The organism is Vibrio pomeroyi (assembly GCF_024347595.1).
Lineage (GTDB): Bacteria > Pseudomonadota > Gammaproteobacteria > Enterobacterales > Vibrionaceae > Vibrio > Vibrio pomeroyi.
Window position 1 is genome coordinate 340,204 of sequence record NZ_AP025506.1, and the last position, 14,910, is coordinate 355,113.

At 46.2% G+C, this 14,910-nt stretch carries 9 protein-coding genes; 6 read left to right on the forward strand and 3 right to left on the reverse strand.

From position 1 onward, the window contains the following. The first annotated feature begins 4 nt into the window (after positions 1–4). From OCV12_RS01575 to tldD, 3 genes are all read left to right on the forward strand, one after another. The gene (locus tag OCV12_RS01575; protein ID WP_261885205.1) at positions 5–3,877 is read left to right on the forward strand and encodes a YhdP family protein; all 3,873 of its coding nucleotides are present in this window, start codon (positions 5–7) and stop codon (positions 3,875–3,877) included. A 74-nt stretch (positions 3,878–3,951) separates the two neighbouring features. Continuing rightward, positions 3,952–4,764, forward strand: a complete 813-nt coding sequence (locus OCV12_RS01580) for a carbon-nitrogen hydrolase family protein (protein ID WP_261885917.1) — start codon at positions 3,952–3,954, stop codon at positions 4,762–4,764. Between the two features lie 19 nt (positions 4,765–4,783). After that, complete coding sequence (tldD, locus tag OCV12_RS01585; RefSeq protein ID WP_261885206.1) at positions 4,784–6,229, forward strand: metalloprotease TldD; 1,446 nt, start codon at positions 4,784–4,786, stop codon at positions 6,227–6,229. Between the two features lie 108 nt (positions 6,230–6,337). Here the strand turns inward: tldD and OCV12_RS01590 are convergent, their stop codons facing one another. Continuing rightward, entirely contained in the window at positions 6,338–7,717 is a 1,380-nt protein-coding gene (locus OCV12_RS01590) for a PhoH family protein (protein WP_261885207.1), read from the reverse strand. 467 nt (positions 7,718–8,184) lie between these two features. On the opposite strand from OCV12_RS01590, the gene rapA reads away from it, so the two are divergent. Next, a complete protein-coding gene (gene rapA, locus OCV12_RS01595) occupies positions 8,185–11,094 on the forward strand; it encodes an RNA polymerase-associated protein RapA (RefSeq protein ID WP_239848846.1) in 2,910 nt (969 codons plus the stop codon). Between the two features lie 111 nt (positions 11,095–11,205). Here the strand turns inward: rapA and OCV12_RS01600 are convergent, their stop codons facing one another. Beyond that, a complete protein-coding gene (locus OCV12_RS01600; RefSeq protein ID WP_261885208.1) occupies positions 11,206–12,483 on the reverse strand; it encodes an NRAMP family divalent metal transporter in 1,278 nt (425 codons plus the stop codon). A 158-nt stretch (positions 12,484–12,641) separates the two neighbouring features. On the opposite strand from OCV12_RS01600, the gene OCV12_RS01605 reads away from it, so the two are divergent. Both OCV12_RS01605 and OCV12_RS01610 read left to right on the forward strand, forming a co-directional pair. Further along, positions 12,642–13,376 (forward strand): pseudouridine synthase, encoded by a 735-nt coding sequence (locus OCV12_RS01605; protein ID WP_261885209.1) that lies wholly within the window; start codon positions 12,642–12,644, stop codon positions 13,374–13,376. 37 nt (positions 13,377–13,413) lie between these two features. Continuing rightward, a complete protein-coding gene (locus OCV12_RS01610; RefSeq protein ID WP_261885210.1) occupies positions 13,414–14,376 on the forward strand; it encodes a D-2-hydroxyacid dehydrogenase in 963 nt (320 codons plus the stop codon). Positions 14,377–14,458: 82 nt separating this feature from the next. Here OCV12_RS01610 and OCV12_RS01615 read toward each other — a convergent pair whose 3' ends face one another. Continuing rightward, positions 14,459–14,896: a universal stress protein gene (locus OCV12_RS01615; protein WP_017630727.1), complete on the reverse strand. Its 438-nt coding sequence runs from the start codon at positions 14,894–14,896 to the stop codon at positions 14,459–14,461. Positions 14,897–14,910: the final 14 nt, after the last annotated feature.

Sequence of the window (14,910 nt, forward strand, 5' to 3'; positions counted from 1 at the left end):
TTTTGTGAGCTCAAGCGTTACTCTGATTCTACGTGCATGTTTATGGTTAGTGGTTACTCTCTTAGTAACGCTAGCCATTGCCGTTACTACACTTCGTGTAGCCTTACCCAATTTAAACAAGTATCAATCTGAAATTGAGCTTTGGGTAAACCAACATTCCGGTTTTGATTTTTCAATTCAAGACGTGGGCGGTTTTTGGCGTAACACTCACCCCTCTATTGCTCTGCAAGGTGTAAAAGCCAGCCTTCCTAATGCAGAAGATGTGACTTTCTCTGTTGAGCGTGTTGAAGTCGAGTTTGACTTGATTCAATCGGTTGTTCAGATGCGTCCTGTCGTGGCCGATCTGGTCATGAATCAAATGTACCTCGATATTCGCACTATTGATCTGTTTGCTGCGCAAAACGGCACCGAGAAACCCAAAGATTCGGGCTCCTCCAAGCGCGTGATGCAAGAGCTAGATAATCTATTACTTAAGACTTTAGTGGATGTCACCGCCAAAGATTCCACGATTTTATATCGAGCTGTTTCTGATGAAGAACGTCAGTTAGATATCGAAACCCTGAAATGGCAGAACTCGGGCAAACACCACCTTGCGGAAGGTGTGGTGAGCATCAAAGACGCCAACCTTAACTCTTTGTCAGTGAGCGCTAACTTTATTGATGGCGGATCGCTGACTGATGTGACGGGCGAGTTTTATGTCAGCGCAGACAGTATCTCAGTAAAGCCTTGGCTCACGCGTTATATGCAGGCGGAATCCGGCATTGAAACGGGCACTGTGAGCTTAAATAGCTGGTTAACACTGCGCAATAGCAAGCCAGTAAGTGCTTATGTTGAGGTTTTGCCTTCGGAATTGACTTGGAACGAAGATGGCAAGCATGACTTGATGCTTGAATCCGGCGTATTTAAGTTGTCTCCGATTGATGATGGTTGGCAAGTTAATGGTCACTCACTTAATTTGAGAACGGACGATACGCCTTGGCCAGAACTGGATGTGGCGTTTAAGTGGAACAAAGGGCCTTGGGAGCTGAATGTCTCTGAACTCAATATTGAGACAATTACCCCGTTGATTAAGCTTCTGCCTGATTCAGAGCAATCCACCAAAATGATTAACGTATTGGCTCCGGGCGGTTCTGTTTCTGATATTCGCGTATCAATGGGGTTAGACATCGAGAGTCTGCGTTATTCAGCGAGCTTTTCTGATCTTGCTATCGAGCAATGGGAACTCGTCCCAGGCTTTAGCCAAGTGTCCGGTAGCGTGTTTGGCTCTGCATCAGAAGCGAAAGCCAGCTTACATGTTATCGACGATGTATTCCCTTATGGTGATGTTTTCCAAGCGCCGTTGAATATCAAACAAGGTCAGGTTGATATTGTTTGGCAGCAAGATGAAAACGGTTGGAAGCTTTGGTCTGACAAAGTCACGGCAGCCACGCCAGACTTACAAGTACTAGGCGCATTTCGCTTAGATTTTCCAAAAGATGCTAGCCCATTCTTATCGTTCTACGGTGAAGCGGACGCTTACAATGTCGGCGAAACATGGCGTTACCTACCAACGTTAGCACTTGGACAAGACCTTACTGATTATCTTTCTACTGCGATTCAAGCAGGTAAAGCGGATACCGTAAAACTGTTGTGGCATGGTGAGCTGGCGCAATATCCATACACCAATCATGATGGTATTTTCCAAGTATGGGTTGGATTAGAAGACGCTAAATTCAGCTTCGATACCGCGTGGCCATTGATTACTGATCTTCAACTTGATCTGTTATTTGAAAATGATGCGATGCATCTAGATTCTCGCTCAGCGCAGCTGATGGATGTCACGGCAGACCGAATCACAGGGCGCATTCCTTACTTAGGGGAAGGCGGTCATATTGAGATCGAAGCCAAGGCAACGGCGTCTGGCAATGCGGTACGTGATTATATGACGTCTTCACCGCTGGTGGGGTCGGTCGGCGCCGCGTTAACCGCACTTCAGGTAAGTGGTGATGTCTCTTCGGAGTTCCAGCTTAATATCCCGTTTGATTCGGATAAAGAAGCAAGAGCGTGGGGCTACGCTGACCTAAACGAAAACCATGTTGAGATTGAAGCGCCACCGATGGTGCTGGAGAACACCACGGGTCGTATCGAATTTGATAATGATGTAGTGACGGCAAACGGCCTTGCTGCTGATTTGCTGAAGCAAGGCATCTCGATTGATTTTAAAGGTCTGAATGATGGCCCTGGCTACGCAGTTGATATCGATGTGTTGGGCGATTGGGATGTTAAACCTCTCGAGCCTTACATTGGTGAACAATGGCTAAGTCGTCTGTCTGGTCATGCACAATGGCAGAGCCAGATCGATATCCAGCTCAATGATATCGGTTTTACATACCAACTGGATTTACAGTCTGACCTTAAGTATCTGGCAAGTGATTACCCTTATCCACTGGCGAAAAAGTCATTGGAAAGTGGATCAGCAAGGCTACAAGCGTCGGGCAACCAAGAAGCGATTACTGCGCGTCTGCAATTGCCGAACACCAAGTACCAAGCAGAAATCGATATTACAGGCGATGTACCTGAGTTAACGGCGACTAACTTAGTTCTCGGCCGTGGTGGCTATAAAATTAGCCCAGTTGTTGGCCATCATGCACTGATTCGTACTGACAAATTTAATGCGGATGATTGGTTATCGGTTGTGATGGAGCCCGTACAGCCGTCAACCGCTGTACTGAGCCAAATGAACACGCCAACCATTCCTGCACCAAGCCGTATTACCTTTGAGAGTAAAGAGCTGATCTTAGGTGGTATCTCTTGGAATGATGTTGATTTTAGCGCTCGTAAGAACAAGCAAGCGTGGCAGATGGAAGTGTCGAGCCAAGAGCTAGAAGGCGACATTAATTATCTACCTCCTTACGATTTAACGGTTTCACTGGATCGTCTGCATCTGTTTGTTCCTGAATGGAGCGACAGAGACAAGCAAGAGCAATTACTGCAACGCAAACCGCAAGAAGCACCACTGATCTCTGAACTAGATAGAAAGATCCATGATGCGATGCCAAATTTGACGCTGACTCTTAACGATTTTTGGTTGCAAGGCTACAAGGTCGGTAAAGTCGATGTTGAAATGGCTAGACAAGATAATCGCATTGATTGGAAGAAGATTCAGGTTCGAAGCGGTGGCAATAAAGCGGATGTCAGTGGCTGGTGGGAGCTGGACGGTGACAAGAGTCATTCCGCGCTATCTGTTGATGTTGAAGGTGAAAATAACAGTGAACTAATGGAACGCTTCGGTATTACTTCCGGTATTCAAAAAGCGCCATTTGCATTGGAAGGTCAACTGAATTGGGATGGCTCGCCTTGGGGCATTAAGATGGATACGCTTGATGGCAACGTGAAAACCAAGTTTGGTAAAGGCATTATCTCAGATGTGAGCGGCGCGGCTCGTCTACTTGGTTTGTTTAGCCTAGATTCGATCATCCGTAAGATGCAGCTCGATTTCTCTGATGTGTTTGACAAAGGCATGGCATTCAACAGCATTACGGGTACGGGCGAGATCCAAAACGGTATCTTCCTAACTAATGACCTGAACATGGATGCGGTGGCCGGTGAAATGAAGATCAAAGGCATCGCCAACCTAAATACGCGTCAGGTTGATGCAGAAGTGAACTTTACTCCAGATATCACTTCTGGAATTCCGGTATTAACGGCGTTTGCGGTAACCCCTCAAACGGCGCTGTACGTATTGGCGGTGACCACGGTTATTTCGCCGGTTGTTGAAGTCTTTACCCAAGTTAATTATTCGGTGAAAGGACCATTGGATTCACCAACGGTGAGCGAGCTTTCTCGTAGCTCTGGTGAGTTCCAACTACCAGAGAAACTGAGGAAATTAGCCGAATAACCGTTAGATGTTAGTGAGCTAATATGCGGCTAAATACAGATTTCTGAATCATAATGAATGGAGAAGCGGTACACATGGACTGTGTTGGATTGATTCAAATGACTTCAGGCCCTAACCCTGAGAGCAATCTCGATTATCTCGCTCAAGAGATTGTTAAGTGCAAAGAGTTAGGGGCTAAGTGGGTAGTTTGCCCTGAAAATGCATTGGTTTTTGGCAGTAAGGCAGACTATCACCAATATGCAGAGCCTTTAAATGACGGCCCATTGCAAAAGAAATTGTCTGACTTAGCCAAGCTTCATCGTGTTTGGATTGTTGTTGGTAGTATGCCGATAAGGTCAACTAAAGGTGTGACTACTACTACCTTGGTGATTGATGACTTTGGTTATTTGGTTGCTCATTACGACAAGCTACACATGTTTGATGTAGATGTCGCTGATGCCCATAAATGCTATCGAGAGTCTGATATTTTCACGCCGGGTGAACAAGTTGTGACAGCGGAAACGCCTTTTGGTCGCTTAGGTTTGAGTATTTGTTATGATGTGCGCTTTCCGCACTTGTATTCCGAGTTACGTAAGCAAGGTGCGCAAATCATAGTGGTTCCGGCAGCGTTTACCGCAGTCACCGGACAGGCGCATTGGGAAGCACTATTAAGATGCCGAGCGATCGAAACACAATCGTGGATCGTCGCGGTAGGGCAAGGGGGCAAACACCCTTGTCAAAGAGAAACATGGGGACACTCTATGGTGGTTGATCCCTGGGGAAGAGTGGTCGCACAGTTAGACCAAGATCCTAAAAGTATGGTGGTTGAGATAGACACGTCCAGTTGCGAATCAATCAGGCAAAATATGCCCATCGCGCAACATTCTCGATTTACCAATCAATTTTAATTACAAACAAGAGCCATCTATGAGCATTAATCAAATTGAAGAAGCGCTACTGAACCCAACAGGGCTTACGGAGCAAAATATCGCAGATACATTGGCGAGCATTGCTACCCGCCAAATTGATTATGCTGATATCTACTTTCAGTCAAGCTGGCACGAATCTTTGGTGCTAGAAGACAGCATTATTAAAGACGGCTCTTTCAATATCGATTGCGGTGTTGGTGTTCGCGCGGTATCTGGCGAAAAGACGGGTTTTGCTTACTCTGACCAAATCCAATTGGATGGACTTAAACAGAGCGCAATTGCAGCTCGTGGTATCGCGAAGCAAGGTCAAAACGGCAAGGTTCAAGCGTTCAAACGCAACTCTAACCAAACTTACTATGATGCAGTTAACCCGCTAGCAAGCTGGGAAAAACAACAGAAAACAGAATTACTAAAATCATTAGATGCTTACATTCGTACTAAAGAGCCTATGGTGACTGAAGTGTCGGTAAGCCTAAGCGGTGTGCATGAGCAGATGCTGGTTGCTGCGACTGATGGAACTTACGCTGGCGATATTCGTCCGCTTGTTCGTCTATCAATCAGCGTACTTGCGCAGAAAGGCGATCGCCGTGAGCGTGGTAGTGCTGGTGGTGGTGGCCGTTTTGGTTACGATTTCTTCCTAAGCGATGACAAAGGCACTCAAGTTGCTTACCAATTTGCTGATGAAGCGATTCGCCAAGCATTAGTTAACCTTGAAGCGGTTGCCGCTCCTGCTGGTGCAATGCCTGTCGTTCTGGGTTCTGGTTGGCCGGGCGTTCTTCTACACGAAGCGGTAGGCCACGGATTAGAAGGCGACTTCAACCGTAAAGAGTCTTCAGTATTCTCGGGTAAAGTTGGCGAGCAAGTTACGTCAAGCCTATGTACGATTGTTGATGACGGTACATTGACTGATCTTCGTGGCTCATTGAACGTGGATGATGAAGGTGTCAACGGTCAGTACAATACGTTAATCGAAAACGGCATCCTAAAAGGTTACATGCAAGACAAGCTGAATGCTCGTCTAATGGGTGTTACTCCTACAGGTAACGGTCGTCGTGAGTCCTACGCGCATCTTCCAATGCCACGTATGACGAACACCTACATGCTACCGGGTGAGCACACACCTGAAGAGATCATTGCGACAGTTGAGAAAGGCATCTACGCACCGAACTTCGGCGGCGGTCAGGTTGATATTACTTCTGGTAAGTTTGTGTTCTCAGCTTCTGAAGCGTACATGATTGAAAACGGTAAGATCACTCACCCAGTGAAGGGTGCAACGCTTATCGGTTCCGGTATTGAAGCGATGCAGCAAGTGTCTATGGTCGGTAACGATCTAAGCATCGACCGTGGTGTAGGTGTGTGTGGTAAGGCTGGTCAAAGCGTGCCAGTGGGTGTTGGTCAACCAACATTGAAACTCGACTCGCTAACTGTTGGTGGTACTGAGTAATTCAGACGAATCTCTGCCAACTTACTTGAAAAAATCAAATTGAAAAGCGCCTCCAATGTGAGGCGCTTTTTGTTTTTAGATTACTGATTCAGTGAGCGTATAGAGTCACTACATGTTCTCTTCAGCAAACTCTGCCAGTCGGCTACGTACCACGCCATTGAGGTGGATATTGGCACTGCCTTCGAAGTTTTTAAAACGCTCAACCATGTAGGTTAAGCCCGAGGTCACAGGGGTTAAGTAAGAAGAATCTATCTGCGCTAGGTTACCTGAGCAGACAATCTTGGTCCCCTCACCACAACGGGTGATGATGGTTTTGATTTGTGATGCAGTGAGGTTTTGACACTCATCGAGAAGCACAAACGCATTCTGAATTGAACGGCCACGCATGAAGTTGATCGACTTGAACTGGATGTTGGCTTTGTCACAGATGTACTTCATTGAACCTTCGGTGCAGTGGTCATTCTTGTGCAGCGCTTCGAGTGTATCGGTCACCGCGGCCAGCCAAGGTAACATCTTCTCTTCTTCGGTACCCGGAAGGAAACCAATCGATTCACCAATGTCGGGCGTGTTTCGGGTTACGATGATCTTATCGAACTGTTTACGTTCAATCGTTTGTTCAAGCGCAGCGGCCATAGCTAACAGTGTCTTACCACTACCAGCTGCACCAGTGAGGATTACAAGGTCAATATCGGGGTCGAGTAGGGCATCGATCGCCATACCTTGGTAGACGTTTTTGGGTGTGATGTCCCACGCTCTGCGATTCATCAGTCTTTCGCGACTGAGGTCTCTCAGTGTGATGCTTTCTGGCTCAATCTCTTCAACTCGAGCGGCAAAGTCACTCTCTTCGTCAATCACATATTGGTTGAGGAACGTAGGTTCGAGTGGCTCTCTTGCTAAAGTGTGCAGCGTCTTACCACCTAAACTTCGGCTCTCGACATTGTCGATACCATCCCAAAATGAACCTTCCAGTTGTTGAAAGCCCTTGGTGAGGTATTGGATGTCATCGATCAGTTGGTCTGTTTGGTAATCTTCAACAAAGCGAACACCTGCGCCTTTGGCTCGCAAGCGCATGTTGATGTCTTTGGTGATGAGAACCACTTCGCGTGGCGCGCGTTTGTTTTGAAGATAGAGGACTGCGTTGAGGATTCGGTTATCGCCAGCTTTGTCGTCGGCGAAGGCCTTGATGCTTTCTTGAAGTTCGTAGTCAGCGAGTATTGAAATACTGCCAGAGGCGTTAATGTCTTTAGAAAATGGAATGCCTTCCGATATTTGGTCTGGTGTGGCTTCCCTGAATAGGTCTTCGAGCGTTCGAATCGCAATTCTCGCATCTCGAGCAACGTCTCTTTTGCTGTCTTTGATTCTGTCGAGTTCTTCTAGCACAGTCATGGGGATAACGACATCGTGCTCTTGGAAAGAAAATATAGCGAAGGGTTCGTGAAGTAGGATATTGGTGTCTAAAACAAATAGCTTCCGGTTGGTCTCGCCCATAGCATCTCCTTGCCGACGTGCGGCTTGCCTTGCATTCATTGAACGTAGATAAAGCTCATATAAAGATTAGTATCTGATTCTGGTGATAGTCAACTACTCACCTAAACTTCATCTAGAGGAATACCGCCATATCGTTGTCGATGAATATGGCGTATTCGTTTGAGAGCAGCAATCTGCTACCTATAGATTAACCATGATTTTTTGACAGTTTGATTGCACTGGCGAAAACAGAAAAAAAGCACGAAATCATCTCCTTTAGGCGTGACCTAAATCACAGCATCGAGTAAGATTAGCGACCTTTTTCTGCACCATTTTCTCGAGATATTTATTATCTAGAGCGCATTTAAAAAGTGGCTGCAAACTAGGTATTTTTGGCTATATTTTTAGTTCGGGAGTGATAATGCTCTTGTTCAAAATTGCAGTTAAAAAAGACCAAATTCCAACTATAAGATTGAGGTAGTCGATTCATGACATTTGCTTTGGGGCAACGCTGGATAAGCGATACGGAGAGCGATTTAGGTTTAGGTACCGTTGTAGCAATGGATGCTCGCACAGTGACACTAATGTTTGCAGCATCAGAAGAAAACCGTGTGTATGCACGCACTGATGCTCCCGTAACCCGAGTAACGTTTAATGTAGGCGATGTCATCGAATGCCAAGAAGGTTGGTCTCTGTCTGTCGAAGAAGTCATCGAAGACAAAGGACTGCTAACCTACTTAGGTACTCGCGAAGATACTCAAGAAACAGAAGTCGCTCTACGTGAAATATTCCTAAGCAATCAGATCCGCTTTAACAAACCACAAGACAAACTCTACGCAGGTCAAATCGACCGTATGGATAATTTTGTGTTGCGTTACCGCGCGCTGAGCAATCAATACCAACAACATAAGAGCCCAATGCGTGGCCTGTGTGGCATGCGTGCTGGCTTGATTCCTCATCAGCTGTACATTGCTCATGAAGTGGGTCGTCGTCACGCTCCACGTGTTTTACTTGCCGATGAAGTTGGCCTAGGTAAAACCATCGAAGCGGGCATGATTATCCACCAACAAGTATTGTCTGGTCGTGCTGAACGCATTCTGATTGTTGTGCCTGAAACTCTTCAGCACCAATGGTTAGTAGAGATGATGCGTCGTTTCAATCTGCACTTCTCGATCTTTGATGAAGAGCGTTGCATCGAATCTTTTGCTGAATCAGATAACCCATTTGATACTCAGCAATACGTTCTGTGTTCTCTGGATTTCCTACGTAAGAGCCGCAAGCGCTACGAGCAAGCACTTGAAGGTGAGTGGGATCTGTTGGTTGTCGATGAAGCGCACCACCTTGAGTGGAGCCAAGATAAACCAAGCCGCGAATACCAAGTGGTGGAAGGTTTGGCTGAAAATACATCTGGCGTACTACTACTGACTGCAACTCCAGAGCAATTGGGTCGTGAGAGCCACTTCGCACGTCTACGCTTGCTGGATCCTGATCGCTTCTACGATTACGAAGCCTTCGTTGAAGAAGAAGATCAATACGCACCGGTTGCTGATGCTGTAACAGCGCTATTCTCTGGCGTGAAGCTTGAAAACAGTGCGAAGAATCAGATTACTGAGTTGCTTTCTGAGCAAGATGTAGAGCCTCTATTCCGCGTTATCGAAGGTGATAGCAGCGAAGAAGAGCAGGCATTAGCTCGCCAAGAACTGATCGATAACCTTATGGATCGCCATGGTACTGGTCGTGTTCTATTTAGAAACACACGTGCTGCAATCAAAGGCTTCCCTAAGCGTAATGTAAACCTACTGCCGATGGACATTCCAACGCAGTACACAACCTCGATGCGTGTATCGGGCATGATCGGTGGCAAGATGGCACCAGAAGCTCGTGCGATGAAGATGCTGTACCCAGAAGAGATCTTCCAAGAGTTTGAAGGTGAAGACTCAAGCTGGTGGCAGTTCGATTCACGAGTTAACTGGTTGATTGAGAAGATCCAAGACAAGCGCAGCGAAAAGATCCTAGTGATCGCATCACGTGCAAGTACGGCTCTTCAATTAGAGCAAGCACTGCGTGAGCGTGAAGGTGTGCGTGCAACCGTATTCCACGAAGGCATGTCGATTCTTGAACGTGATAAAGCCGCGGCTTATTTTGCTCAAGAAGAGGGCGGCGCTCAGGTTCTGATCTGTAGTGAAATCGGCTCTGAAGGTCGTAACTTCCAGTTCGCGAACCAGCTAGTAATGTTCGATCTTCCGTTCAACCCAGACTTGCTAGAACAACGCATTGGCCGTTTGGACCGTATCGGTCAACTGCGTGATATCGACATCCATGTTCCTTATCTAAAAGGTACATCACAAGCGATCCTTGCACGTTGGTTTGATGAAGGTCTAAATGCATTCGCAGAAACCTGCCCAACGGGTCGCACGGTTTATGACAAGTACTCAGATGTACTAATCGAAATGCTGGCTTCTGGTAATACAGATCAGCTTGATGAAGTGATTGAAGAGTCAGCCAAGCTAAACCAAAGCCTAAAAGCGGATCTAGAAAAAGGCCGAGATCGCCTGCTAGAGATGCATTCAAACGGCGGCGACAAAGCGCACGAAATCGCAGAGAAGATTGCATCGACTGATGGTGATACTAACCTAGTGACGTTTGCACTGAGCCTGTTCGACACGATTGGTTTGAACCAAGACGACAAGGGTGAAAATGCGCTAGTTGTGACACCATCTGAGCACATGATGGTTCCAAGCTACCCAGGTTTACCTTACGAAGGCGCAACCATCACGTTCGACCGTGATACAGCCCTTTCTCGTGAAGACATGAACTTCATTAGCTGGGAACACCCAATGATTCAAGGCGGTATTGATCTGCTATTGAGTGAAGGTGTGGGTGCGTCAGCGGTATCACTGCTGAAAAACAAAGCGTTGCCTGTTGGTACTATCCTGCTTGAGCTGGTTTACCTTGTCGATGCGCAAGCTCCGAAACGCAGCGGTATCAGCCAGTTCCTACCTAAGACACCAATTCGTTTGATGATGGATGGTCGTGGTAACGATCTATCTGCTCAGGTTGAGTTTGATAGCTTTAACCGCCAGCTAAGCCCTGTAAACCGTCACTTAGCGAGCAAGCTAGTGAACTCGGTACAAGGCGAGATTCACAAGCTAATCGAAGCGGGTGAGACACATGTACTGCCGAAGGTTGAAGAAGTTCGTCAGCAAGCTCAGAAGGATATGCAAACTAACTTGAATGGTGAGTTAGAGCGTCTACAAGCGCTTAAAGCGGTGAACCCTAACATTCGTGATGAAGAGCTTGAGGTTATCGAAGCTCAAATCAATGAACTGACAGGTTACATCAGCAAAGCTCAGGTTCAGCTGGATTCCTTACGTTTGATTGTGGTTTCTCACAACTAATTTTGAATTAGCGAAAAGCTTCAACGAAATAAGGCCTCCATCATGAAGGCCTTATTTTTTATCTAGCGTTTGAAAGGTATTTGTGTTGTTGAAGGTGTAATGGCAGAGGAATTACATTAACCATTTCCACCAAACAAATACTGCTAGGAAACCAAATAGGTACACAAGACCTGCTACAGACAACCATTTTAATTTGGTGCCAATTGCTAGTGCTTCTGGGAGTTTAGCTTTGTTCACTAAGATGAAGTTAAGCAGCGCGAAGAATGGCGTAGTCGCAAAGGCGAGTACCATTGCGAAATCTAGCATTGGCATCAATGCAGCACTGAAGAACATCACAATCGCGAGTGCTGCGATAGAGACAATGATGATCCAGCCTTGCAGCATGCGTGGGCTCGATTCTTTCTTGAATAACAAACGTTGTGATTCCGCAAGTACACGTGAGTAACCGTCGATAACCGTAATCGTGCTGCCAAAGATACAGAAGAAAGCAATGATGGCGATGAGCGGACGAGACCATTCACCAATCGTTGAGGCGTAGATACCCACCAATTGATGAGTGAACCCAACACCAGAACGAGACAGTTCAACACCTGAACCGTGAAGTACCAGCGCGCCTAAAGCTACGAATACTAAAGCAAGCAGTGCCGTACCAATGTAGCCGACGTTAAAATCGAACAGCGCTGATTGAGCTGTGACTTCTTGCTTCTCTTTTTGGCTTTTTAACCACATAGAGGTGATGCTGGATATCTCGATAGGTGCAGGCATCCAACCCATGGTCACCACGATAAAGCCGATAGCGGCCAACGACCAAGGTGATGGCGGAACAAAAGCCGCATCAGGTTCAACAGGAGAGCCAATAGCAATCGCGACAGCGGCTAGAGTAGTGATCGTAAGGATCGCCATGATTGTCTTCGATAATGTATCAAGAGCACGATAGTGGCCTGCAAATAGAATGATCAAGCAGGTTGCTAAAACGATCATGCATAATGTACTGGTAGCTAATTCGAAAGGAACAAAGTAGCTCAGTAGGCTTGCACTGAATAGCAGCAAAGCAGCCGTGTTTACGACGGCGGAAATGGCGCTCAATATTGAAAAGATCACAAGGTATGGGCGACCTAGATTAGAGTAACCTTCAACTAAGCTTTGGCCTGTCCCCAATGTATATTGGATACCGGCTCTAAAGAATGGGTATTTAAATACGTTAACCAGAATAATAAGAGCGGCGAGCTGCCAGCCATAAATCGCACCAGCTTTGGTCGAGGCAACTAAATGAGAGCCACCTACTGCTGCAGCAGCCATCATGATACCTGGGCCAAGAGACTTGATTAAACTTGATAGGGGAGCAGAGGTTTGTGTTTTTTCGGTGGTTGTTTTAACCGTACTTTCCATCATTTTTCCTTTGATGCTGACTTCTTATTTTCCGTTACCCTATCAATACCATGTTTTGTAAAGTCGTCAACTTTTATGTACGAAAATGTTGGGGATTGTATTTAATAATAAACAAACCAACCGTGAATTATTTATTCACCAGTAATTAAGAGGCTTCAATGGCGTTAGAACAGTACACACCACCACGTGAACCGTGGATCGACATTGTCTATCAAGATGATGATATTCTTTTGGTGAATAAGCCAGCTGGCCTACTTTCAGTGCCGGGAAGGTTGCCAGAGCATTACGACAGTATGTGGAGCCGGTTGGTTGACGAGTTTGCTGATATTCAAGTCGTGCATCGCTTGGATATGTCGACATCGGGCTTGATGCTGTTGGCTAAACACAAACAAGCTGAGCGGCATTTGAAGAAGCAGTTCCAATATCGACTGACACATAAGCTCTATTACGCACGAGTGTGGGGGGCAGTAGAGGAAAAAGAAGGGCTCATTGATCTGCCACTCATTTGTGATTGGCCGAATCGTCCTAGGCAGAAAGTGTGTTTTGATGACGGCAAGCCATCACAGACTCGTTATGTGGTAGAGCAAGTAGAGGCTCAAACCACCTTATTGAAGTTACTGCCGATTACTGGCCGCTCTCATCAGTTGCGTGTGCATTGTATGGAAATTGGGAATCCAATTGTGGGCGACGAATTTTATGCAACGCCTGAAGCTTTTGAATATAGCGATCGTCTGGCTTTGCATGCGTCTGAATTGAGCTTCTATCATCCAGCTAACAACCAACTGTTCAAAGCCTTTGTCCCTTGCGAGTTTTACCCTCAAGCGTCACCACAAATTGAACAGCACTTTGAAATTGCGCCAGAGCTTTCAGACTACAGTAAGCTAAAAGCTTAGAATAAGAGTAATCAATCGACTTATCCAAGGAAGTACAATGCCGAAGCTGAAAGTGGTCTTTCTCGACCGAGCCACCATCCCATCTCAAATCAATTTAAAACCGCTTAGCTTTGAACATGAATGGATTGAATATGATTTCACGACTCCCGAGCAAGTCTTAGAGCGAGTTGAAGGTGCCGATGTCGTGATCACCAATAAAGTGGTGCTCAATGAATCGAATTTGGCTCAAGCACATCAACTTAAGCTGATCGCGGTTTCAGCGACAGGTGTGAACAATGTCGATGTGGAATACTGCAAGAGCAATAATATCGCGGTGGCTAACGTACAGGGTTACGCGACTCAATCTGTTCCTGAGCATGTAATTGCAATGCTATTTACGTTAAAGAGAAGCCTCGTCGGCTATCACCAAGATATTGAAGCGGGAGAGTGGCAGAAGGATAAGCAGTTCTGTTTCTTTACTCATCCGATTCAAGACGTGGCGGGCAGCACATTGGGCTTAATGGGCAGTGGTAGTTTAGGGCAAGCAACCGCAATATTAGCTAAAGCGATTGGTATGAAGGTCATCTTTGCTGAGCGAAAAGGGGCAGATTCTTGTCGAGAAGGCTATCTGCCTTTTGAAACTGTATTGCAGCAAGCGGATGCGATCAGCCTACATTGTCCTTTGACTGAAGTGACACAAAATCTGATTTCGGATCAAGAGCTAGCAATGATGAAACCAAGCGCGGTGCTGATCAATGCGGGGCGTGGTGGATTGGTCGATGAGCAAGCCCTAGTTGAGGCTTTGAAAAACCATGAGATTGCCGGAGCGGGTATGGATGTGTTCACACAAGAGCCTGCAGATAACTCAAATCCACTATTGGCCAACAGCCACTTACCTAACTTACTACTGACACCACATGTGGCGTGGGGCAGTGACAGTTCCATTCAAAAGCTGTCGGATATCTTAATCGATAATATTGATGGGTTTATCGCGGGTCGCCCGCAAAACATAGTGAATTGATTAAAGCTATGTAGCATGAGTTAAAACAAAAAAGGTTGGCTTGTAGGCCAACCTTTTTAGATCGTTATGTTGATTAAATGACTTAACCTTGCGGCTTAACAACCAATACATTGATTGGTGAGTTCTGTACCACTTTGCTCGCAACAGAACCAAGCACAACTTTGTCGATTTTCGAACGCTTATGGCTAGGCATCACAATAAGGTCGGCGCCAAGCTTTTCTGCGTAATCAAGAATCGTCGCGTAAGTTTTACCTTCAGCAACGTGAACCTTATATACCACTTCATCATCGATGTGTTTGTCGGCAAACTCTTTCAGCTGATTTTTAACATCGAGCTTCATTTGGTTCGCTGCATCTTTCGGGAAGTAAGACGCTACCATCGACATGTGAATGCCCGGTAGTACGTTCAGAATGTGAATCTCAGCATTACTGTGTTTTGCGTGCCATACCGCTAGCTCGACAGCTTTGTCAGAAAAGCCTTTGTCGTTAAGATCAACGGGAACAAGGATTTGTCTATACATGTATTCGTCTCATT

What these genes read in the sequence shown, in the direction of transcription:
- OCV12_RS01605 (WP_261885209.1), top strand. Translation starts at nt 12,642, where the DNA reads ATGGCGTTAGAACAGTACACACCACCACGTGAACCGTGGATCGACATT.
- tldD (WP_261885206.1), top strand. Translation starts at nt 4,784, where the DNA reads ATGAGCATTAATCAAATTGAAGAAGCGCTACTGAACCCAACAGGGCTT.
- OCV12_RS01615 (WP_017630727.1), bottom strand. Translation starts at nt 14,896, where the DNA reads ATGTATAGACAAATCCTTGTTCCCGTTGATCTTAACGACAAAGGCTTT.
- OCV12_RS01610 (WP_261885210.1), top strand. Translation starts at nt 13,414, where the DNA reads ATGCCGAAGCTGAAAGTGGTCTTTCTCGACCGAGCCACCATCCCATCT.
- OCV12_RS01580 (WP_261885917.1), top strand. Translation starts at nt 3,952, where the DNA reads ATGGACTGTGTTGGATTGATTCAAATGACTTCAGGCCCTAACCCTGAG.
- rapA (WP_239848846.1), top strand. Translation starts at nt 8,185, where the DNA reads ATGACATTTGCTTTGGGGCAACGCTGGATAAGCGATACGGAGAGCGAT.
- OCV12_RS01590 (WP_261885207.1), bottom strand. Translation starts at nt 7,717, where the DNA reads ATGGGCGAGACCAACCGGAAGCTATTTGTTTTAGACACCAATATCCTA.
- OCV12_RS01600 (WP_261885208.1), bottom strand. Translation starts at nt 12,483, where the DNA reads ATGGAAAGTACGGTTAAAACAACCACCGAAAAAACACAAACCTCTGCT.